General features: G+C 44.1%; 19 protein-coding genes. 18 read left to right on the top strand and 1 reads right to left on the bottom strand.

The genetic code is table 11. The annotated features are described in order from the left end of the window. The first annotated feature begins 59 nt into the window (after positions 1-59). Positions 60-998 (top strand): aldo/keto reductase, encoded by a 939-nt coding sequence (locus tag NV381_RS10880; RefSeq protein WP_258213310.1) that lies wholly within the window; start codon positions 60-62, stop codon positions 996-998. A gap of 120 nt (positions 999-1,118) precedes the next feature. Here the strand turns inward: NV381_RS10880 and NV381_RS10875 are convergent, their stop codons facing one another. Next, the gene (locus NV381_RS10875) at positions 1,119-1,409 is read right to left on the bottom strand and encodes a DUF3817 domain-containing protein (protein ID WP_258213309.1); all 291 of its coding nucleotides are present in this window, start codon (positions 1,407-1,409) and stop codon (positions 1,119-1,121) included. Positions 1,410-1,598: 189 nt separating this feature from the next. On the opposite strand from NV381_RS10875, the gene NV381_RS10870 reads away from it, so the two are divergent. From NV381_RS10870 to NV381_RS10790, 17 genes are all read left to right on the top strand, one after another. Then, complete coding sequence (locus NV381_RS10870; protein ID WP_258213308.1) at positions 1,599-1,991, top strand: DUF2809 domain-containing protein; 393 nt, start codon at positions 1,599-1,601, stop codon at positions 1,989-1,991. Positions 1,992-2,367: 376 nt separating this feature from the next. Further along, positions 2,368-3,381, top strand: coding sequence for a LacI family DNA-binding transcriptional regulator (locus tag NV381_RS10865; protein WP_258213307.1), 1,014 nt, complete (start codon positions 2,368-2,370; stop codon positions 3,379-3,381). 145 nt (positions 3,382-3,526) lie between these two features. Beyond that, positions 3,527-4,975: an extracellular solute-binding protein gene (locus NV381_RS10860; protein WP_258213306.1), complete on the top strand. Its 1,449-nt coding sequence runs from the start codon at positions 3,527-3,529 to the stop codon at positions 4,973-4,975. Positions 4,976-5,090: 115 nt separating this feature from the next. Beyond that, positions 5,091-5,975 carry an ABC transporter permease subunit gene (locus NV381_RS10855; RefSeq protein ID WP_258213305.1) on the top strand — a complete coding sequence of 295 codons (885 nt, stop codon included), beginning with the start codon at positions 5,091-5,093 and terminating at the stop codon, positions 5,973-5,975. A gap of 1 nt (position 5,976) precedes the next feature. Beyond that, positions 5,977-6,840 carry a carbohydrate ABC transporter permease gene (locus NV381_RS10850; RefSeq protein WP_258213304.1) on the top strand — a complete coding sequence of 288 codons (864 nt, stop codon included), beginning with the start codon at positions 5,977-5,979 and terminating at the stop codon, positions 6,838-6,840. Positions 6,841-6,873: 33 nt separating this feature from the next. Continuing rightward, positions 6,874-8,160 carry a CehA/McbA family metallohydrolase gene (locus NV381_RS10845; protein WP_258213303.1) on the top strand — a complete coding sequence of 429 codons (1,287 nt, stop codon included), beginning with the start codon at positions 6,874-6,876 and terminating at the stop codon, positions 8,158-8,160. 26 nt (positions 8,161-8,186) lie between these two features. Then, entirely contained in the window at positions 8,187-9,017 is an 831-nt protein-coding gene (locus NV381_RS10840; RefSeq protein ID WP_258213302.1) for an endonuclease/exonuclease/phosphatase family protein, read from the top strand. A gap of 55 nt (positions 9,018-9,072) precedes the next feature. Continuing rightward, entirely contained in the window at positions 9,073-11,781 is a 2,709-nt protein-coding gene (locus tag NV381_RS10835; RefSeq protein ID WP_258213301.1) for a DUF5054 domain-containing protein, read from the top strand. Between the two features lie 166 nt (positions 11,782-11,947). Beyond that, positions 11,948-12,700, top strand: coding sequence for a 3'-5' exonuclease (locus NV381_RS10830; RefSeq protein ID WP_258213300.1), 753 nt, complete (start codon positions 11,948-11,950; stop codon positions 12,698-12,700). Positions 12,701-12,849: 149 nt separating this feature from the next. Further along, a complete protein-coding gene (locus NV381_RS10825) occupies positions 12,850-13,710 on the top strand; it encodes an aldo/keto reductase (protein ID WP_258213299.1) in 861 nt (286 codons plus the stop codon). Between the two features lie 186 nt (positions 13,711-13,896). Further along, positions 13,897-15,108, top strand: coding sequence for an MFS transporter (locus NV381_RS10820; RefSeq protein WP_258213298.1), 1,212 nt, complete (start codon positions 13,897-13,899; stop codon positions 15,106-15,108). 118 nt (positions 15,109-15,226) lie between these two features. Beyond that, positions 15,227-15,841: an NAD(P)H:quinone oxidoreductase gene (gene wrbA, locus NV381_RS10815; protein WP_258213297.1), complete on the top strand. Its 615-nt coding sequence runs from the start codon at positions 15,227-15,229 to the stop codon at positions 15,839-15,841. An 863-nt stretch (positions 15,842-16,704) separates the two neighbouring features. Next, positions 16,705-17,937, top strand: a complete 1,233-nt coding sequence (locus NV381_RS10810; RefSeq protein ID WP_258213296.1) for a cache domain-containing protein — start codon at positions 16,705-16,707, stop codon at positions 17,935-17,937. Continuing rightward, on the top strand, positions 17,934-18,731 hold the full coding sequence (locus tag NV381_RS10805) for a helix-turn-helix domain-containing protein (protein ID WP_258213295.1): 798 nt from the start codon (positions 17,934-17,936) through the stop codon (positions 18,729-18,731). Before NV381_RS10810 ends, NV381_RS10805 begins: the two co-directional genes overlap by 4 nt. A gap of 149 nt (positions 18,732-18,880) precedes the next feature. Beyond that, positions 18,881-19,783: an ABC transporter permease gene (locus NV381_RS10800; protein WP_258213294.1), complete on the top strand. Its 903-nt coding sequence runs from the start codon at positions 18,881-18,883 to the stop codon at positions 19,781-19,783. A 16-nt stretch (positions 19,784-19,799) separates the two neighbouring features. Continuing rightward, the gene (locus NV381_RS10795) at positions 19,800-20,684 is read left to right on the top strand and encodes a carbohydrate ABC transporter permease (protein ID WP_258213293.1); all 885 of its coding nucleotides are present in this window, start codon (positions 19,800-19,802) and stop codon (positions 20,682-20,684) included. 47 nt (positions 20,685-20,731) lie between these two features. Further along, positions 20,732-22,342 carry an extracellular solute-binding protein gene (locus NV381_RS10790; protein ID WP_258213292.1) on the top strand — a complete coding sequence of 537 codons (1,611 nt, stop codon included), beginning with the start codon at positions 20,732-20,734 and terminating at the stop codon, positions 22,340-22,342. Positions 22,343-22,346 lie beyond the last annotated feature (4 nt).

The following is a 22,346-nucleotide window of genomic DNA, read 5'->3' as shown; positions in this document are numbered from 1 at the left end:
TTCTATAATGAATCAGGAAAGAGGAAAATCCAAATGCTGGGCTAAGGAGCTGACGATTCATGAAATATCGCAGACTGGGGAAAACGGAGCTAAAGGTTTCGGTAGTTGGTGTAGGAACATGGCAGTTCGGGGGAGCTTGGGGGAAGGATTTCACTCAGGATGAAGTGGATGCGATTCTTGATAAAGCTTCGGATGTCGGTATTAATCTGATTGACACAGCGGAATGCTATGGTCATCATCTGTCAGAAAGCTTTATTGGGGAATATGTGGCTCGTCGCAAAAGCAGGGCGGAGTGGATTATTGCAACGAAGTTTGGACATAACCACTCGGATCGGAATAATCCAACAAGAAATGATTGGTCGGCACAAGAAGTGCTTAAGCAGCTTGAAGCCTCTTTATCGGCATTGCAAACGGACTATGTAGACTTATATCAATTTCATTCCGGTTCTAATGAAGAGTTTGACAATGATGAGCTGTGGACCATGCTGGACAAGCAGGTGCAGGCAGGCAAAATAAGGCATCTGGGCATTTCCATCGGCAGCAACGATAATCTGCATCAGACAGATGCAGCATCAAGTGTAGACGCAAAAGCGATTCAAGTGGTTTATAACCGGCTTGATCAAACACCTGAAAATCGCGTGTTTCCTTCCTGCGAACGTCAGGACTTGGGCGTGCTGGCCAGAGTTCCACTTGCTAGCGGTTATTTAAGCGGCAAATATAAGCCTGGAGCTCAATTTGCCGATAATGACGTCCGTTCCAGGCATGATAAGGAAGTCACGGCTTTGAAGCTGCAAAAAGTACAGGAGATCCAGCAGAACGAGCTACCGCAAGGCGTTAACATGGCTGAATGGGCTCTGGCTTGGTGCTTGCAGCATTCTGCTGTTGCCACAGTCATACCGGGCTGCAAAAGCCCTGAGCAGGTAGAAGCGAATGCAAGCGCGGCCAACCTGGAGCTGGTGAGCGAGGAACATCCTTCTGCCTGGAAGGATACGAAATAAAGCCCCTTGAATCAACAAACAAACAAGCCTCTATTCCCACTGTCACAGTGGATATAGAGGCTTGTTTATTTAAGATATTGGGACTGTCTTGTTAGTAGCGGTTCAATGACTGGCCTTCTTTTAAGGCTGACGGCGCAATCTTGCATCGAGCACAAAGGTACCGAACGGTAAAAGAGAAGCAATAAGTGCACCAAGCACACGAAGAAAGGACCAGCGGTTCGTAAGTGTTACATGAGCAAGGGTGAGAATGTAAAGAACAAATAGCAAGCCATGGAGCATTCCGATAATTTTAACCGGCTGCGGAAAACCTGCGTAATATTTTAGCGGCATGGCAATTCCAAGGAGAAGAATAAACGAAATTCCTTCGTACAGACCGATAAGACGAAAGCGCCCTAGCGCAGTTTTTAACATAGCATTCACACCTCTTCTAAAATTATCGACTCTATCCGTATACAGTATATATGAAATAATCAATTTACTATACAGGTAGAAGAGTTTGTTCGAAAAAGGTTCACGTTTCTTATGTTCACAATTTATGATTTTACTCCATTTGCCTGCCGTGCTAAGGTGATAGTAGAGCTAATTTAAGAAAAGTTAGGAATGATATTGTTGAGAGACAGGATTGTATATCTAATTGCAGTTTGCGCTACGATAGTTTTAGGCCTTGGTTCAAGAGCTTACTCGGATCTATTGCCTGTTTTTGTTTCAAGAAATTTTGGAGACGGATTATGGGCAAGTATGATCTATTTTGGCATTCGTGTATGGACGGTCAATAAGAAATTATCGTTGGCTTTTATACTCAGCTTCCTATTTTGTTTCGCCATTGAATTTAGCCAGCTATATCAAGCCGAGTGGATAAATGGGATTAGAAGCAGTTTAATAGGTTCTTTAATTTTGGGAAGAGGGTTTTTGGTAGAGGATTTAATAAGGTACAGTATTGGCATTTTAATTTCATTTTTGATAGATAGGTATGGATTTAAGCGTGTTAAATAAATTATATAGAGGTTATTCCGTCAAAGATGGAGTGTGCATAAAAAGTTAAATATCAAAGGGAAAGTGCAATTTATGCAGCGCTTACAAGATGATGTAAGTGCTTCTATAACAGCCGATTAAGCGCTTTACCTAAAATTTACGCAGAGTTTACAAAAATGGGTTGTAAGAATAATAATACGTATGTATAATAGGAAATGTGAACCAGTTAAACCGGTTTAACGATTTGATAAATCGGTGGATTAAACCAGTTGTAGGAACTGGTTTTTATTGGGAAAATCATTAAACCGGTTTAATGATTTCTTAATAATATCAGGCAGTTTAAGTTTCAGCAGGTGAATGAAAGCTTTTCTTACAAATAACTGAAGTGGGGGATCGTGTGGCAACAATTGATGATGTAGCTAAAGTAGCTGGTGTTTCTAAAGGAACGGTCTCCAGTGTATTCAGCAAGAAACGTCCAATCAGCAAGCAAGTAACGGAAAGAGTGCTTGAGGTAGCTAAAGACATGGGGTATTTTCCAAATCATGTAGCACGAAGCTTAGCCATCAAGAAAACGATGATTGTTGGATTGAAAATGCCTATTTCCAAAGACAGCACAATGTCGGGTTTCGAAATTCAAATGATAAATGGTGTGATTAGAGAATGTTCGAAGCAGGGATACCGAGTATTGCTTGATTCGTTGCCTGAGCACGATGATCCGACCCAATTCTCAATTGATCCCATTGATGGCGTTATTATGCTGAATCCGAGGAAGCATGATCCCCGAATTTCTAGATACAATCAAATGAACATTCCACTGGTGCTGATCGGCAGACCCGATCCCGAGGATGCATCCATCTGCTATGTGGATAATGACAACACCAACGTGAGCCTGCAGGTTGGAAACTATTTATTGCAGAACGGCCATACTTCGATTTTGTTCCTCAATGCTGCAGCAGATATGACGGTGTCAACTGACAGGCAGAACGGATTGTATCAGGCCTTTACCCAGCATGGGAAGCCTCTTAGCAACGTACATGTGGTGAATTATTCGAGAAAGCATCATAGCCACGCAACAGATTACGGGTATAGCGCTCTTAAAGCACTATACGGCAAACAGGAGTTTACAGCCGTAATCACTGACACGGACCGAGTTGCACTTGGGGTACTGAGAGCCGCGAGGGAGTTGGGTATCGATATTCCGGAAGACCTCTCGGTGATTGCATTAAGTAATGATGCGACGTTGGCTCAGGAGATTACACCCAAATTGACTTCTGTCGAGCTATCGGCGGAACGGCTTGGTGCAGAAGCAGCGCAAATTCTTATACAAAAAATGAATGACCTCAGCGTCGTAGAGCAAAGGATCATTGAAGCCAGACTGGTGATCCGTGAATCATGCCGCAAGCTGATCTAAAGCCTCATATTGGGGTGGGCACTTTTTGAAAGCGCTTTATTAAGGAATTGTAAAGGCGGTGATGCCTCAGATTGAATTGGGTTATCAGTTTATCATTAGCCATAAAACAGAACTGTCCAAGAGTAATTAATATTGGGAGGTTAATATGATTAAGAAAACTAAAGCGGTTAGTTCGATGGTAGCATTCATGCTTCTTGGTGGAGCACTTGCAGGCTGTTCCGGTGGAGATTCACCAGCAGCCAATAATTCAGGCACCAGCAATAACAACACCACGACCCCTCAGCCTAAGGCGGATGCCAAGAAAGAAGATAGAGCACTGCGTATGATGTCATCCGTAATCGGCGGTAAAAATCCGGATGAGAATACGCTTTTCGAGAAAGAAATCGAACGGTTAACCGGCATTAAAGCCAAGCTTGATAAGCCTGCATCCGATTACGATCAAAAGCTGATGGCCGCTATTTCATCCGGTGAAAAGTTCGACCTGCTGCAAGTAAGTAAAGAAAGAATGAACCTTCTGGTCGATCAGGGTGTATTAACTCCGCTGACGGATCAAGTTAAGGCTTCCAAAGTATTGCAGGATCCGGATGTACTGCCGACACAGGAATGGGATCAGGTAAAGACGAAGGATGGTAAAATATTCGGCGTATTTACTAAATTCCAAGGCGGCACCATGCCCACAGTACGGAATGACTGGTTGAAGAAGCTGAATTTGCCGGAACCGAAAACATTGGATGATTACTATAAAGTACTCAAGGCTTTCACAGAGCAGGATCCTGACGGTAATGGCAAGAAAGACACGTATGGCTTATCAACTGCGGGCATGTATGAACTGCAAGGATTTTTCAGTGCAGCAGGCTTGAAACAGCGATATGTGGAGAAGGATGGCAAGAAGGACGTTCCTTATTCCACAGATGCTGCTATTCCAGTATACGAGTGGCTGAACAAGCTGTATAAGGAAGGTATCCTTGATCCTAACTTTGCAACTAATGATACCGGCAAAATGCGCAATCTGTTCCTGACGGACCGTGTTGGCATGATTACTTATTGGGATGCATGGGTTGGTATGCTGAACAATACGAGATTGGAGCAGGACCCGAAAACAACATTTGAAGCAAAAGGTCTACCGGGTGCTGCTGGCCCCGATGGTAAATATATGCTGCGTCGCGGAGATCCGGATGTATGGGTAATTCCTGTCAATGCAGAGCATCCCAAAACAGCGTTTGAATTTATCGAATGGTGGCATTCCAAAGATGGAATCATTCTGGGCAGCCTTGGTATTAAAGACAATGACTACACAGAAGCTGGGGGCAAATATGAGCTGACCAAAGCAGGTAAGGAACATGCAATGGATCATGGCGTACCGTTCTGGTACAACAAAAAGGTTCAACCGCCATTCGGCTTGCTGCCAGGAGTTAAAGAAGCTCAGGAGCTTGTTATCAAATATGCTACTTTAGAATTGACGCCGCCAAAATGGGCTGACGCAGAAAAAATTATTAATGAATTTTCCTTTAAAGCAATTCTCGGAGAAATGCCTGCTGCTGAAGCAGTTAAGAAAATGCGCGAGCAATTAAAAGCGAAGCAACTTATCGATTAATAGCATTAAATGCATGGACGAACGGATAAGCTGTTATATCAGCATAAGAGGGGGAGTATGGTTAGCATACTCCCTCATCAATCAACTTCGAATCGGATAAGGTGGTGGCTATCGTTTGAAAGCCGTCTGGAAATATAAAACTTTGTATTTAATGATGGTGCCTATTCTCGGTTATTTCTTGCTCTTTTCCTATTATCCGCTTGTTAGAGGGTTCATCATCAGCTTTCAAAACTTTCGATTAATTGGAAATCGGCCATTCGTTGGCTTCGACAATTACATGGAAGTACTTAAAGACAGCTCTTTCTGGGATGCGCTGCAGAATACGCTCATTATCGGCTGCAGCTCGCTAGTTGTTGGATTTATTATGCCAATCGTATTGGCACTGTCATTAAGCGAAATTTTCTCTACCTGGTTTAAAAAAGTGACGCAAATGGTCGTATACCTTCCTCATTTGTTCTCATGGGTCGTCGTGGGCGGTATGTGGATTATGATGCTCTCACCTGATACGGGGATTGTGAATCAGCTGTTAATGGCGTTAGGGGCAGGCAAACCGATCAGCTTTATGTCCAGCACCATCTATGCGCGAGGGATTATGGTATTCACCTCGGTATGGAAAGAGATGGGTTTTACATGTATTTTGTACTTGGCTGCAATCGTTTCGGTCAATCCTTCGCTTTATGAAGCTGCAAGAATAGATGGTGCCAATCGTTGGCAGCTGGTGCGCTTTGTGACGCTTCCTTCTCTGGTATCCACCATGAAGGTTGTCATTATGTTAAATGTGTTAAGCATCCTTCGTATGTTCGATCAGATTTTCGTCATGAGAAACGGGGCTATTGCCAAGAAAGTGGATGTAATCATGATGTATACGTATCAGAAAGGGATTCTTGAATTCAAAGTTGGTCTTGCGACAGCCTCCGGATTTTTGGTTATTTTTGCAACGTTAATCCTGACATTTGTAACCAGAGCGCTAATTCGTTATGACGATGGGGGAGACAAATAAGATGAATAATCAGTATACAAGTTTGTCGAGCCGCGTATTCGACGTTTTCAATATATTATTCCTGCTCCTGCTGGTTTCAACCATGATTATTCCCTTTATGAATACATTTGCGTTAGCCTTTTCCACGAATTTTGCTTCCATGCAGCCAGGCATTGTTTTATGGCCGAAGGAATTGAGCATAGAGGGGTTCAGTACCGTATGGAACCGGATGCAGCTGTATTTACCTTTTACCAATAATGTCATTGTTACCGCAATTGGTACATTTGGTCATGTGCTGCTGTGTGCAATGGCGGGATATGTGCTGGTTCAACCGCTGCTTCCAGGTAAAAAGCTGATGGTATCGCTTATATTGATTACAATGATGGTTCCGGGAGAAGCGATAATGATCCCGCTCTATGTGGTGAACAAAGAGCTTGGCTTATTAAATACATTGTCAGCGCTCATTATTTCAGGTCTCGTCTCGGGCTTCAGTGTGTTATTAATGCGCAACTTTTTTGCTACAGTTCCTATTGAAATGTCGGAATCGGCGCGAATGGACGGGGCTGGAGATATGCGGATATTCGCTACCATGTATTTGCCGCTAGCAAAGGCAGGTCTGGCGACAGTCACCTTATTTGAATTTGTAAGCCGTTGGAATCAATTTACCCCAGCGCTGCTGTACATTAGTGACCATGCCAAATATACGTTACAAATTGCTTTGAAATCGCTTATTATCGATACGGATGCTACCTCCAGTAACTTTATCATCACCACAAATGTACGTATGGCAGGCATTGTTATTGCCCTAGTTCCGCTCATTATTATTTATCCTTACGTTCAGAAGTATTTCGTCAAAGGGATTATGATAGGAGCTAATAAGGAGTAAGGGTCATTATTGCTTATAAGGAGAGAACCATATATGAAAAAGGTTGAGCCGAAACGTACTATATCTATTTTCTCGCTTTTTATAGAACATGCTCAGCAGGGCACTTATGTAGAGCTTCCTTTTGACATGCCGAGCGATGTAGAAGAAATTCGGGTTGGCTACATAGTGGAAGCCAAGGAGGGCTCGGGCGCCGTTATCGATCTGGGAATTCGCGATTCTCATAGAGTCAGGGGCTGGAGCGGTGGCGCACGCACTTATTTTAACTTGGGACTGGAAAAGGCAACGCCAGGATACTTACCCGGTCCATTAAGTGCCGGCAGCTGGGCTGTACTGCATAATGCTTATAAAATACCTCAGGATGGCTGCACAGTTAAAGTAACGATTGAATTCACCTATGCAACGCAGCGTTGGCTCAAAGGCGATTTACACACACATAGCATTAATAGCGACGGGTCATATACATTGGAGGAAAATGCGGGAATCATGGAGCAGCTTGGCTGCGATTTCATTGCAATGACCGATCACAATACATCCAGCCAAAATCTATCTTACCCGCGTGACACAAGTGTGGTTATGATTCCAGGCTATGAGTTTACAACGAACTTTGGCCACAGCAACTTTCTTGGGGTTACAGATCCTCTTGATGATTTTCGCGTTTCCAATCAAGCTGATGTTAATGATAGATTAGGCGTAGCCAGAGAACGTGGAGCCAAGATTGTGTTGAATCATCCGCATTGCGATTATTGTCCATGGGAATGGGATTTTCAGGTGGACCATGATTGGGTTGAGGTTTGGAACGGCCCTTGGACTATGCGTAATGAGCATACCTTAAACTGGTGGCAGCAGCAGCTCGTCTCCGGAAGGCGATTGACCGCGATAGGAGGCAGCGATGTGCATAGGCCTGATCCATTTGTGAAACATGCGATGCCTTGCACATGGGTATTTGCGTCATCCAAGACCGTAGAAGGGATTCTGAATGGTGTTGATAAGGGACATGTATTGATAAGCTATTCCCCTGAGGGTCCGTTTGTAGAGCTGGAATGCGGGAGCTATAAGATCGGTGAGGTTGTACCGGAGTCTGAGCGCAGTAGAACGATCCGGTTGCAGGCAGAGAATCTGAAGGCAGGGGACAAAGTAAAGCTGATCAGCAGCAGAGGGGTTGAGCAGGAAGTGATAGCCCCCGATGGTGAAAATGGAATGGTCGAGCTTAGGTTTGAGGCGGATCATGTGACATTTGTGCGGGCAGAGGTGTGGAGGCATTTTAAAGAGACCGACTCTTTATTGATGGCTGCATTAACGAATCCCATTTATTTTGATTAATAGACTAACTTCTTGAGGTGATTTAGTTGAATATAACGGTCATGTCTTTTAATTTACGATACAATACGCCGAATGACGGAGATAATATTTGGCCTAACCGAGTCGATCGTGTTGCAAGCATCATTAAAGATCATAATCCGCTTATCATCGGTACTCAGGAAGGCTACCACATCATGCTGACCGGACTTAACGAGCGGTTAGAGGATTACGCATGGGTAGGCAATGGGCGGCTGGGGGAGCATGAGAATGAACATTGTGCTGTTTTTTATAAAAAAGCAGAGCTTACCGTACGGCATCATGGGCAGTTTTGGCTGTCGGAAACGCCCTATGAAGTAGGCTCCAAGAGCTGGGACAGTATGCTGCCGAGAATATGCACCTGGGTGCACTTTAAGCATCATGAGAGCGGCAGGGAGTTTCTCGTTTATAATACGCACTTGGACCACTTTGGCCAGACAGCCAGAGATCGGGGTTCCGTACTCATCTGGGATACTATCCGCTCACATAGAACTGAGTTTGGTTTACCGCTTATTCTGACAGGAGACATGAACAGTCATCCCGATCATTTTCCAATCCGCTTTTTGCGGGGGGAAACGGACTATCAAGGCCGCCAAACTTGGCTAAAGGATGCTTATGCAGCACTACCGGGTACTATTGGACTAACCGCTCACGAATTTAAGGGCGGTGATGAGGGAGAGCCGATTGACTATATTTTTGTATCACCCGAAATGGAAGTTATGGAAACACAGGTTGACCGCAGAGAGATCAATGGAGGGTACCCTTCTGATCATTACCCGATTGTGACATTCATTCAGATTAATGATGATGTCTTCAAGCAGCAGGCATATGCCGACAATTAGACCGACAAGAAGACAGACTGGTTCGGTGCTAAGCAGAGAAAAGGAGACAGAGCCCATGAACGATCGTTTGGAAAAAATATATGTGGTTTTTAAAACACATTTTGATATCGGTTTCACGGGTTTGGTATCGGATGTAGTTCACAAATACAAAACCGAGATGTTGAAAGATGTCATTGCAATTTGCGATAAAACGAAAGATAACGAACCGAATGAAAAGTATGTGTGGACAATGTCGGCATGGCCTTTGCTGCAATCCTTGCAGGGAAGCGATGAGCAGGATAAGGCCAGCGCTTTGAAGTTTCTGGAAAGTGGTCAATTAATATGGCATATGCTTCCCTATACGACCCATACCGAATTTTGCGGCCTTGAAGAGTGGATTCGGGGAATGTATGTTTCTCGCGGCTTAAGCGAGAAGTTTGGATACCGACCTATGGATGCAAAAATGACTGATGTTCCAGGACATACCTGGATCGTCCCTTCCTTATTGAAAAAAGCGGGCGTAAACATCTTGCATCTGGGCTGCAACGGGTTCTCAACGCCTCCCGATGTACCGCCGGTATTTTTCTGGGAAGGCCCGGATGGGGAGAGGCTGCTCACCTTTTATTCCAAAGGCGGTTATGGTACCGGCATATTGCCTCCCGAGGAGTGGACGCATCCGATATGGCTCGCTTTGATTCATACAAGCGACAATCATGGGCCGCATGAAGCATCGGTAATCGAAGATATGAAAGCTTCGATTGCCGAAAGCGGGCTGCAAGCTGAGCTGTATATCGGCAGCTTGACCGATTTCGCCGCGGATTTCTTGTCAAGAAATCCGGATCTGCCTGTAATCCGCGGGGATTTAGCGGATGCGTGGATTCACGGCGTTGGCTCGGCGCCGCGTGAGGTTTCCCGCGTGCGGGAGCTGAGAAGCCGCATCGCGGCTGCTGAAAGCGCGCTGGCGCTCAGTATGCTTAGCGGCGAGACAAGCGATGTTGGCGGAGCTGCAGGCCATTCACAGCAGATCAAGGGCAAAATAGACGAGAGCTACGAGCATTCTCTCTTGTTCGGTGAGCATACGTGGGGGATGGATTGCAAGAGCTTCTTATTCCCCAGAACTTATGATAAGAAGTCGTTCCTCAAGGATAAGAGCAGTGAACGGTACCTCAAGATGGAGCACTCCTGGCAGGAGCAGATCGATTATTTGAATAAAGCGGAAGCTGCGCTTGATGCTGCGGTCGAAATGCTTAGCGGCAGCGGCAGTAATATTGTGAGAGAAGCCAGCGATAAAAAAACGTATCGGGTATACAATTATTTGGGCTGGTCACGCGATGCGCTAGTTCTACTGGAGAACCTGGAAAGCCCAGAAGAAGATGAAATCTTTATCGACTGCATCAGCGGTGAGAAGCTTGTTTGGAGCCATGCCAGCAACGGTATTATCTTAGAAGTGAAGCAGCTGCCAGCTCTGGGTTATAAAACGATTGCTTGTATCAGGCAAGCAGAGCTTCAAGCAGCGTTCAAAGGTTCGGCGGTTGAGGTTGCTGCAGCCGTTGATACGCGATCAAACCTGCTAAAGGGGTTCATTAACCATCAGGAGGCTGTAATAGAAAATGCATTTGTCAGGGTGCAGGTAGACTGTCAGACCGGATGGATCACCAGCTTATATGACAAGAAGCAGCAGAAGGAATGGGTAGAAGAAACGTCCTCCTTTGGCTTCGGGCAGTATGAATACAATATTTATTCCAGTGAAGAAATTACCCGGTATATTAAGAAATATGCATACCGGTTTCATGATTGGGGAGTTCATGACTTTGGTAAAACGGATTATCCTGAGCAGCAAAAGCGGTTATCATTTACAACTGAGCTAAGTGAGATACGTCTTATTGAAGAATCGGATTACGTACGATTGGTATGTAAAGCTTCAAGCGTTCCATCATCCGTTAAGGAGTATGGCAATGCCAACGAGACGGTATGGAGCATCACCCTAACAGAGGATTCACCTAATATTGATATGGAGTGGAAGCTGACCGGCAAAGAAGAAACGCCTATGGCTGAATCCGGTCATATCCTGTTTCCATTTAAGCTGGATAATCCAAGCTACCGAATTAACAAAATGGGCAGTGTTATAGATCCCTGCACGGATATTGTACGTTCGTCCAGCACATTGCTGCAATGCTGTGAAAACTTTGTGGATGTGTCGGACGGAACCGTGGGAATGGCAATTGTACCGCTCGATTCACCTTTATTTTTCATTGGACGGAACGGGATGTGGGATTATGAGCATGATTACAAGCCCGAGAAGCCCGAGATCAACTTCAATCTATTCAATAATTGGTGGGGAACCAATTTCCCGCAATGGGTTGGCGGCAGCTTGAGTTATCGATACAGGCTTATCCCGCATAAAGGGGACTGGGTTGAGGGCTCCGTTTGGAAGCAAGCCCAAGAAGCAATGACGCCTGTTTCTGGCGTACCTGTTAGCGAGGAACATTCGCAAACCGCATTTACCGATTTTTTGCCTAATGGATTGGAAGGTATGGCAGTAACATGCTTAAAGCCTGCTGAGGATGGAGACGGATATATTCTACGCCTTCGTGATTGGTTAGGGCAGAGCCGCGAGGTTACAGTTGGTATTGCAGTACAAGCCAATGAGGTTCTTAAAACAGATTTACTAGAATATGAGACCAAGGGAAACAGATGTGTATTAATCGAAAGTGAAGATGCAAGCATGAATCAAATTCGCTTTCAAACACGGCCGTTTGAAATCCATACTTTCCGAATTCGTTAATTTCATAATTTTCCTAAATCTATTAGAACCCTTGTCGAGGCTTGCTAAGCAGGCGGGACAAGGGTTTTTTATAGTAAATATTTGGTTCTGATTGGACTGGTAACGAAAAGCTCTATTGAAATTCCTGCTGTACATGGTATTGTTGTAGTAGTGGAGGTTGATAGTTATGAGCTATATAGTAATAGATCTAGAGTTTAATGGAAGAAAGCATTATGATATTTATCCAATGGAAATTATTGAAATAGGTGCAGTAAAGCTGGACCGTCATTTAAATATTGTAGACACATTCCAAAGCTATGTGAATCCAAATTTTGAGTTGAACCGGTTTGCTTTGAAATTTTGCGGCATTGAGAAAGAGACTTTGCATGCGAGTCCATCGTATCAGGAAGTGATTAGCCGTTTTATAACGTTTTGTGGTGAAGATTATAAGATGTTTGCTTGGGGCGGCAGCGATTTCTTTAATCTATTCGTAGATTGCAAAGTAAATAAAGTTAATAATGAATGGCTTGGCCAGTTGATTGATCTGACACAATTTTTTGACGGGGGTTTACAGCAAGCTTTGGAAGCCCACGAGCTGATACCAATCGGACAACATCATTCTGCACTTGACGATGCCTTAAACGCTGCACAGCTTTTAAAATTGAAGCCGGAAGTCGTAGCATCGGAACAGTATTTTGCACCAAATGAATTTAAAATATGTACAGGCGGTATCAAGAAGTGGATTGCGCTATCGCATGATCATGCTGTTAAAATTGGTAATAAGCTAACTTGGGAGCAATTTACGAATAATGAAAAAACTAAGGCCTATTTTAGAGTGATGAATTTGACTGTCTCAGAGATTGCCATGGTTGAAACCTTATTTCACAAGTATGGCTCTCAGAAGTTTGGACGTAAATACAATAAGCTGCAGCTTGCCTAACGATTAGGAGCTGCGGCTTTTTTTTTGATATGATTGGAGAGGATTGGCTTAATATTCCACTCTATATAGGTTATAATAATAATTAACTTCAATCGACAGCACACATTTTGTAAATCCGTTAATCAATACGTAGGAGGGATTCAAGTATTATGGAAAAACGTCAATTTGGTAAAACCGGTTATGAATTCCCTATTTTAAGCTTCGGCGCTCAACGAATTGTCGATGAGCATAACTGTACAGAGGACGAGGCCATACAAATTGTTAACCGCGCTATTGATGAAGGTATTACTTATTTTGACACTGCACCTACTTATTCCAAAGGTCAATCGGAGGAACGTCTCGGCAAGGCATTAGGTGACCGTCGTGATCAAGTATGGATTGCTACAAAAACCGGTGAGCGCACCAGAGACGGCTCTTGGAGAAAGCTCGAAGAGAGTCTTAAAAGACTTAAAACAGACCACGTAGAGGAATGGAGACTTCACGCGGTAGGTACAATGGATGAGCTGGATCGAATATTTGCTGAAGACGGGGCGCTCAAAGCACTTATTGAAGCTAAAGAGCAGGGAATTATTAAGTATTTAAGTATTAGCGGCCACACTAACCCGCAGGTTCAATTGGAAGCGATTAATCGATTCCCATTCGACAGTGCACTTGTAGCCTTGTCCGCGGCAGATCATTTCATATACAGCTTTGCACATGAATTTCTACCCAAGGCCAATGAAAAGGGAGTAGCCGTTGTCGGTATGAAGCTGCTGGGACTAGGTCGGCTCGCTGACTGGTATGAGCAATCCATTAGATATACATTCAGCTTGCCTGTATCCACATCCATAATTGGCATTTCATCCATGGAAGAGCTGGAGAAAAATTTGGCCGTAGCCCGAAACTTCAAGCCTATGTCGGATGTGGAGATGCTGACCTTCTTGAAGGAAATTATGCATATGTGTACCCCGGAGATATTACGCTGGAAAGCGAAGGATTGGAATAACAAAGAAGAATGGGCAGTTCGATAATCGACTACGATTGCATTACCAAGAGGAGCAGCGGCATTATGAGGCCGGATGCTCCTTATTTTCTGTGGTGGGAGACTAAAACAATCCTTTTTCGAGAAAAGATAGGATAATAGGGGGATAGCTCATCCATACTATTCTAAAGTCGTAATATTGCTTTCAGCGGATATTCGGGGAGTGAGACCTGATATGAATAATGCAGCTTTATTAGAGGGGCCAAAGAAACGCAAACTACTGGTCAGTGTTGGCCTAAGCTGGCTATTTGATGCCATGGATGTGGGTATTATCTCATTCATAGTTGCAGCGCTAGCTGTAGAATGGAAATTAGGGGCAGAACAGATTGGTTTTTTGACCGCGATTAATTCGGTTGGAATGGCTGTAGGGGCAGTGGTTGCGGGCTCGTTAGCCGATCGGTACGGACGACGGTCAGTATTGCTCTGGACCCTTCTTATTTTCTCAGCTTCAAGCGGGCTATCCGCACTGGCTGCAAGCTTCGGCGTATTATGTGTGCTACGCTTCTTTACCGGGTTCGGCCTCGGTGGCGAGCTGCCGGTTGCCTCAACGCTTGTTTCGGAGTCAGTTCCTATTGAGGAGAGAGGACGTACTGTCGTGCTGCTAGAAAGCTTCTGGGCAGCAGGCTGGATTCTTGCGGCCTTGATAGCTTACTTCGTTATTCCTGCATATGGCTGGAGAACCGCCTTTGTTATCGGGGCTTTACCCGCTCTATACGCTTTGTACCTTAGGAGAACCGTTAAGGATTCTCCTCGCTATATGGAGCAGTCGCATGTAAAGCTGACGTTTAGAGAACGTGCAGCCTCCGTATGGTCTGTAAAGTATCGCAAATCCACGATTACACTATGGATTCTATGGTTCACCGTAGTATTCTCCTACTATGGCATGTTCTTGTGGCTGCCGACTGTTATGGTGCTGAAGGGGTTCACTCTTGTCAAAGGCTTTCAATATGTACTTATTATGACTCTGGCACAGCTCCCAGGATATTTTACGGCGGCTTACTTTATTGAGAAATTCGGGCGCAAATTTGTACTCGTCACGTATTTATTACTGACAGCGGTAAGCGCGATCTGGTTCGGTAGTGCGGAAACAGTAGGAATGCTGATTGCTGCAGGGATTAGCCTTTCCTTTTTTAATCTGGGGGCATGGGGGGCGATATATGCTTATACACCAGAGTTATACCCAACCGCGGTACGTTCTACCGGAGTGGGGCTTGCAGCTTCCTTCGGACGACTTGGCGGGGTTATCGGTCCTTACCTTGTAGGGATGCTGGTAGCACGGGAAGCCGCAATAGTTTCGATATTTATTATATTTTTCGTGGCAATCGTTATTGGGGCTCTTGCTGTGTTTTTCTTCGGCAATGAAACCAAAGGTACGGACGTCGGTTGAATTAGTAATTAGCAATGCTGGAAGGTCTGGCAATGAATACATAGTTATATTAAATCAAATAATAATTCGGATGCTTGGACAAACATCTTAACATCTTAACTATTAAAGGAGATTAACTATGTCTAATGTCAAATTAGCAATCGTTTATTACAGCTCAACAGGGACCAACTACCAATTAGCGCAATGGGCTGCAGAAGGCGGTAAAGCAGCAGGGGCAGAGGTCAAAGTGGTGAAAGCTCAAGAACTGGCGCCTCAAGCGGCTATTGACAGCAACCCGGCTTGGAAAGCACATGTGGAAGCAACCAAGGATGTACCGGTAGCTTCACCAGACGATCTGGATTGGGCGGATGCTATTATTCTCAGCGTTCCTACCCGCTTTGGCAATATGCCTTCGCAGATGAAGCAATTTATTGATATAACAGGCGGACTGTGGGCCCAAGGTAAATTAGCCAACAAAGTGGTAAGCTCGATGGCCAGTGCCGGCAATCCTCATGGCGGTCAAGAAGCAACCATACTTGCACTCAATACTACCTTTTATCATTGGGGAGCAATAATTGCAGCACCCGGGTACACCGATCCAGTTCTCTACGGGGCTGGGGGGAACCCATACGGGACCAGCGTAACGGTTGAACAAAATGGCTCTATGCGGGAGCAAGTGAAGGAAGCGGTTATTCATCAGGCCAAGCGGACGGTAACGGTAGCCGGATGGGTGAAAAAAGGGCTTGAGGGCTAATATCCAGGATAGCAAGGAGAGAAGGCCTAGCAGGTGCTTCTTTTTTTTCACATATAAATATTTAACGCACTCCATGATCAAAGGGGATTTTTATAAGGATAGCAGCGAAGCTGCGCTGCGACGAGCTTTGGAGGAAAACGAGCCTTGAAGGAACGAGCTTTGAAGGATTTTGTACGGAACGGAGAGTTCCGTTATTCCATCAGTTGGCCCTAATCTAAGGAGATAGCGGAAGTGAGAATTCCGTTATGCTGGCTGAATTGGACATTTATGCACTAAAACAGAGCAATAACGGAACTAGCGCTTCCGTTATTGCTCTGTTTTTTAGGCTCTCCAGGTGATAGAGGAAGAATTACTTCCGCATTGCCCTTCGCTTCCGTGGATGCAGTACTGGCGGGTTGTATAGGGTCGTATGCAGGTGATCTCTCTGCAAAGGTGTTCATTGTTATGAATAGCGGCTTAGTGGCATAGGGAAGTAAGGAAACGCAAAACACAAAGTAGAACAAAAGCGGGAACGGGTGTGGGTTGGAGGAGCGATAGCGTCCGCCCTGGTCGTGACCTCCGGTGACTGCTCGCAACCTACCTTTGAAGCACATGTTCCAACCGCTGCAAGCATTCTATGTAAAGAAACACGACTTCAACAGCGGCCGAAATTCCATACCCCAATTCTCTCCCAACGCACAAGCGTAGATTGTACACCAAGGACCTGGCCATCGGCAAGGTTTTCTTATTGAATGAGTGAAAACGGTGCATAATACGACGATTTGGTGATATTCAAATGAGAGCCTATACTTTATACTTAGGCTGCCTAATTGTAGCATCTTTACCTAACTACCTTCAGCCAGTCGAGAGGAGCTGCATGAATCATGAAATCATTTCAAATTAGCTCTTATATTCCAATAAAAAATAAATTATTTCTTCGTATCTTGCTTTACTTTTTATCTTTCCTTTTGCCTATTCTTATTATCGGATCGTTTTTGTATATCCATTTCCACGACCAGGCAAAGGATGATTTTAAACAAAAAATTCAGCTCAACCTTCAAGCCTCCGCAGATTTTATTGACGTTTATCTTTTGACGGCACAACGGAGCAGCCTCAGCTTTTATTCGGATAAAAACGTGATGTCTTATTTACTCCCTTACAAACTCTATGCCCCTGCCGATAAAGTAAATTTGCCGAATATTCCTTATACACTGGCCCGTATTTCCAATAACATCGGTGAGTTGATTGATAATATTTTTGTTTTTGTCGATGATGAGAAGGTTTATACGAAGGATGGGCTGGAAAATTTTAATTATTTCTTTAATAGCATTTATCAGTTTGCCGCTTATGATCAAAGCTTTTGGAGAAGTAAAATTAGCACGGATAAATATTTGGAGCAATTGAATCCTTCCAAGGTGACGGTCACTAATTCTATGGAAAAAACCGCGATCCCATTTGTGTTTGCCAGAACGGTCAATGGTCATCAAGCGGCCATGGTAATGACCGTATCTGTAGAAAGAATTGCCCAGACGATCCAGAACAACGGTGGCTATTCATCCACTCATTATCTTATTTTCGATAGCAGCAATGATATTATTTGGACCAGCATTAAAGATCTGGACCCTTGGAAAAGCAGCATAGAAGGATTTACAAAGGAGCAGATCAACAGCGGGGAGCTTCGTATTGACGGCAATAAGTATGTGTTAACAAATGTAAAGTCAGGTACCTATGGATGGACCTATTATGCGGTTACGCCTTATGCCGAGTTTACGGATCAATCCACGCAAATCTTCGCAACAGTTGCTTCGATATGTATCATTTTATTAATCGCAGGTTGTGTATTGTCATTTGTTTTTGCTTATAATCTTTACAGCCCGATCCAAAAAATACGCGATATTTTAATGCAGGATGGATATGAAAGCGATTACACAAATCGTCCGTTAAAGAAGGGTAATGAGCTAGAGTGGATCGGGATGGGAATTCATCAAATCATAGAAAAAAACAATACATTTAAAAGAAGCTGGATATCTTCTCCACAGACTATCTCGATTATGTGCTGCTTAACGCAGTTCTCGGGACCAAGCCGGTTAATGAACAGGAGCTATCCAAGCTTTTGAAGGAGGATCTGCAGTTCAGGAAGGATTCTTTTGTATGCTGCAAAGTGACATTTTCGTATAAACCGGCGTTTTATGAAGAGATCCAGGATGTGGAAAGGCTGCTTATTATTAATAAAATCAAAAAAATTATTGAGGGTTTTATTGCCCAATATGTGCCGGCCTATATTCTTGAATCAAAACAAAATGTATTCATTTGTGTGGTCAATATCGATGAGAGCGAAGGGCTAGATGAGTTGAAAAGCGCCATGCTGAGCATTGTGCAAACCTTCCGGCAAGATTCCAGGTATTGCAGCATTCATATCGGTATCGGTAAAATCTACGCGGGTTTAAGTGGAATTGCAAAGTCTTTTCAAGATGCGGCAACGGCGCTGGAGCATGCGGGTACACGGCAGGATTTTCTTATTACGGAGCTGACGGATATGTCCAAAGAGAAAAATAACTACTCCTATAAAGCGGATCAGCTGGTATCGACTATTGTAACTTATATTGAGGAGAATTACGGGCAAGATCTTTATTTGGAAAAAATAGCGGAGCAAATGGGTGTCTCCTCCAAGTACATATCGAAGGTGTTTAAAGAAAAGAAAGGTATTAATCTGACCGACTATATAAGCTTAATCCGAATTACGAAAGCGAAGGAAATATTGATGAACACCGACCGGAACATTAGTGATATTTCGGAGCAAGTGGGAATTTACAGCAGAACGACTTTCATTCGGTTGTTTAAGAAATTCGAGGGCTTGCCTCCCAATGAATTCAGGAAAACCAAGGGCTACAAGCCGGAAGCGGAAGAATGAAACAGGGGCGGAAAGCTGAAACAAATGCAGCACGTTCCCAAAATGGAACAAACGAAGCGCGGAATGGACGTTTATTTAAGCGCTTGTGCCGTGATACAAATAGAACAGCTTAAGAGAAAGGAGGTTTTGGTATTAAACAGACCGGCTATATGGGTGAAAGAAAAAAATTAATACTGCAGAGCAAATACCTTTATCTGATGTTGATTCTCCCTATGGTGTACTTTGTGATCTTTAAATACGGTCCATTGTTCGGGCTGTTAATAGCATTTAAAGAGTACAATGTGTTTCAAGGCATTTGGAAAAGCGAATGGGCGGGCATCAAATATTTCCAGCAATTTTTAGCGGATCCTTATTTCTGGACTCTGGTGCGAAATACGGTTCTCATGAATGTCTACCTGATCTTTTTCTTTTTTCCTGCTCCTGTTCTATTAGCACTATTATTGAATGAAATGAAAAGCAAGCTGTTCAAGAAATTTGTACAGACGGTCAGCTATTTGCCGCATTTTCTATCGACAGTCGTTATCTGCGGGATGATTATTAATTTCTTAACCAATGAAGGCTTAATTAACCGCATCATTGCCGGTCTTGGTTATGAGCCGATCCAGTTTTTGATGCAGCCCGGATGGTTCAGGACGATCTATGTCAGCTCCGAGATATGGCAAGGGGTGGGTTGGGGCGCTATTATTTATTTGGCCGCACTTACATCCATTGATCCGCAGCTGTATGAAGCGGCTACTATGGACGGTGCGAACCGCTGGAAGCAAATGCTGCATGTGACGCTTCCCGGCATAGCGCCTGTAATTACAATCATGTTCTTACTGAATTTAGGCAACATCATGTCAATCGGTTATGAAAAAATTCTGTTGTTGTACACAGGGCCAACTTATGAAACAGCGGATGTTATATCGACCTTCGTTTACCGCAGGGGCCTTGTTGGCAGTGATTTCAGCTTTGCTACAGCGGTTGAATTTTTCCAATCGATCCTTGTTTTATGCTTTGTGGTCACTGCGAATACCATTGCAAGAAAAGTTAGCCAAACCAGCCTATGGTAGAAATGAGAGTGGCGTTGTGAGAACTAACAAATGCATCGGCCCTTGGCTTTTTGACGGGTTCAATTATTTGCTCTTATCGGTGCTTGTAATAGTGACTTTGTATCCGATTTATTACATGGCGATTATATCTGTGAGCGACGGTTTGCTGGTGTCTCGGGGGGATGTGAGGTTTTTCCCCGCCGGTTTCAATTGGGAAGCTTACAAAACAGTACTCGAGGATCCTGCGATCATCCGCTCCTACGGAAACACCTTCGTCTATACGTTTCTTGGAACGCTGATTAATGTTGGATTGACAGCACTTTGCGCGTATCCCTTATCCAGAAATAAGCTGTATGGGAAATCGGTATTTACCTTTCTAATCATCTTAACGATGTTCTTTCACGGCGGCATTATCCCGAACTATTTGGTTGTAAACAATTTGGGCTTGCTCGATTCGATGTGGGCAATCCTGCTGCCTCCGGCGATTAATGTATGGTATATGATCATGATGCGCACCTTTTTCTCAGGAATTCCTAATGAGCTTCATGAATCCGCTTTCATCGATGGAGCTAATGATGTGCACATTTTCCTGCGTATCGTATTGCCGCTCTCGATGCCTGTATTGGCTACCATGACGATGTTTTATGCGGTGTGGCATTGGAATAGCTTCTTCCCGGCGATGATCTATCTGAATGATCAAAAGCTGTTTCCGGTACAAATCATTATGCGCAAAATTGTCGTAGCAGGACAGATGGGCAATCAGAGCATGGCTGCCAGTGGCTCGGAATTGACTGTACTGGTCTCTGCAGAGAACATCAAATATGCTGTCATTATCATTACGATCTTTCCAATATTGGCCATCTATCCGTTTATCCAGAAATATTTTGTAAAAGGGGTTATGGTGGGGTCTTTAAAGGGATAGCGATGCTTCAATTGCGATTGGAAAAATAGGAAACGGAGTGAAAATATATGGCCGCTAAACAGAAAAAAGTGATCTCCTTAATTTCAAGTATGGTGTTAACCGGGGCCGCGTTAATAGGCTGCAGCACGCAAGGTACGCCCCCCGCAGGGTCACAAAAAGCGGAAGGACCCGGGCAGAAAAGTGCGGAAACCAAAACTCCGAGCGGCGGCAAGCTATTCGACCAGCCCATGACCCTAAAGGTTATGCTGCCCGATGGTGCATCCCAGCCTATCGTAACAGATTCTCCTTCTATACAAGAAATATTTAAGAAGACGAATGTCAAAATCGAGCTTCAGCCTTCCCCTGACACGAATTATGCGGAAAAGGTGCAAACCTTGCTTGCAACCAATAATATTCCGGAAATTATCCGTATTCCCAAAACGAATTTCTTAGACGCGGCTCCTTTGGCTAAAGCGGGTATGTTTGTTGCTGTCACAGACTATTTGGACGTTGCTCCCAACTTTAAAAAGGTGATGGAGCAAAATCCCGAGATCAAAAAATTGATGGTAGATGGAAAGTTGTACGGATTCCCGGTTATGGGGAAATGGAAGGTGCGTTACGGTCAGTTGCCTCTCATCCGTGATGATCTGCTTAAAAAGCTTAATTTGCAGGCTCCTACTACATTCGAAGAGCTGTACCAAGTGCTGAAAAAATTTAAGGAAGCTTATCCCGAAACTTATCCTATTACTTTCCGGAATGGAATTGCGAACTTTTTACCTTATATGGCTTATACGCTTGGTTCGGGGTATCCGACTTACTATGATCCGGATGTTAACGGAGGCAAGTATGTATACGGGCCAGCCCACTCCGCTGATTTCAAACCGGTGTTGACCTATTTGAACAAGCTGTACAGCGAGAAGCTGCTGGATCCGGATTATGCGGTGAATACAGGTCAAACGTGGCAGGAGAAATTAAGCTCCGGTAAGTCTCTGTTCTACTATGATAACAATACCTTTGGGCTCACTTTTACAAAGGCGCTGCAGGCCAAAGATCCTCAGGCTAAATTCGAGCAAATCCGCATTCTGAAAAACGATAAAGGTCAGACGCGTAACTACGAGTATCCGAAGGATTGGTGGCATATGTTTGCTATCAGCTCCAAAGTGAAGGATCCGAAGGCCGTTGTGAAATTTATGGATTGGATGTACAGCGATGAGGGAGTTATGGTAACCAACTTCGGCATAGAAGGCGAGCATTACAAGATGGACAACGGCAAGCCTGTCGTTCTGGACAGTGTCCTGCAAAAATTTACGGATAAAAAAGACCCTTTCCATGCCATGCAGTCAGCTCTCGGTACTGGATTGTTAGCCTTTGCAACCTATGTGGATGAAAAACCGCTGATTGCTATTTCGCCGCCGGAATTGGATAAGTGGAGTAAATTGATGGATCAGGATAAGGGATATTTTCAAAATATAATGGATCCGCCTTTTAACAAAGAAGAGATGGATAAATTGAAGCAGCTGAAAACTCAGGTGGATACACTGGTTCAGCAGGAAATGGATAAGTTCATCATGGGCACAAGAAAGCTCAGTGAATATGAAGATTTTGCCAAGCAGTTGGAAAGCAAAGGCGCTTTGGAAATTGAGAAAATTTATAATGATGCCAACGCACGATTGAAATAAACAG

Source organism: Paenibacillus radicis (ex Xue et al. 2023) (assembly GCF_024722015.1).
GTDB lineage: Bacteria > Bacillota > Bacilli > Paenibacillales > NBRC-103111 > Paenibacillus_S.
Note: the sequence above shows the minus strand (reverse complement) of the source record. Positions and strands in the feature narration are given on the sequence as shown.

Bases quoted from the DNA above. Each gene is read 5' to 3' on its own strand.
- NV381_RS10845 (WP_258213303.1), top strand. From the start codon at position 6,874: ATGAAAAAGGTTGAGCCGAAACGTACTATATCTATTTTCTCGCTTTTT.
- NV381_RS10830 (WP_258213300.1), top strand. From the start codon at position 11,948: ATGAGCTATATAGTAATAGATCTAGAGTTTAATGGAAGAAAGCATTAT.
- NV381_RS10880 (WP_258213310.1), top strand. From the start codon at position 60: ATGAAATATCGCAGACTGGGGAAAACGGAGCTAAAGGTTTCGGTAGTT.
- NV381_RS10810 (WP_258213296.1), top strand. From the start codon at position 16,705: ATGAAATCATTTCAAATTAGCTCTTATATTCCAATAAAAAATAAATTA.
- wrbA (WP_258213297.1), top strand. From the start codon at position 15,227: ATGTCTAATGTCAAATTAGCAATCGTTTATTACAGCTCAACAGGGACC.
- NV381_RS10870 (WP_258213308.1), top strand. From the start codon at position 1,599: ATGATATTGTTGAGAGACAGGATTGTATATCTAATTGCAGTTTGCGCT.
- NV381_RS10835 (WP_258213301.1), top strand. From the start codon at position 9,073: ATGAACGATCGTTTGGAAAAAATATATGTGGTTTTTAAAACACATTTT.
- NV381_RS10800 (WP_258213294.1), top strand. From the start codon at position 18,881: ATGGGTGAAAGAAAAAAATTAATACTGCAGAGCAAATACCTTTATCTG.
- NV381_RS10850 (WP_258213304.1), top strand. From the start codon at position 5,977: ATGAATAATCAGTATACAAGTTTGTCGAGCCGCGTATTCGACGTTTTC.
- NV381_RS10875 (WP_258213309.1), bottom strand. From the start codon at position 1,409: ATGTTAAAAACTGCGCTAGGGCGCTTTCGTCTTATCGGTCTGTACGAA.
- NV381_RS10790 (WP_258213292.1), top strand. From the start codon at position 20,732: ATGGCCGCTAAACAGAAAAAAGTGATCTCCTTAATTTCAAGTATGGTG.
- NV381_RS10820 (WP_258213298.1), top strand. From the start codon at position 13,897: ATGAATAATGCAGCTTTATTAGAGGGGCCAAAGAAACGCAAACTACTG.
- NV381_RS10860 (WP_258213306.1), top strand. From the start codon at position 3,527: ATGATTAAGAAAACTAAAGCGGTTAGTTCGATGGTAGCATTCATGCTT.
- NV381_RS10825 (WP_258213299.1), top strand. From the start codon at position 12,850: ATGGAAAAACGTCAATTTGGTAAAACCGGTTATGAATTCCCTATTTTA.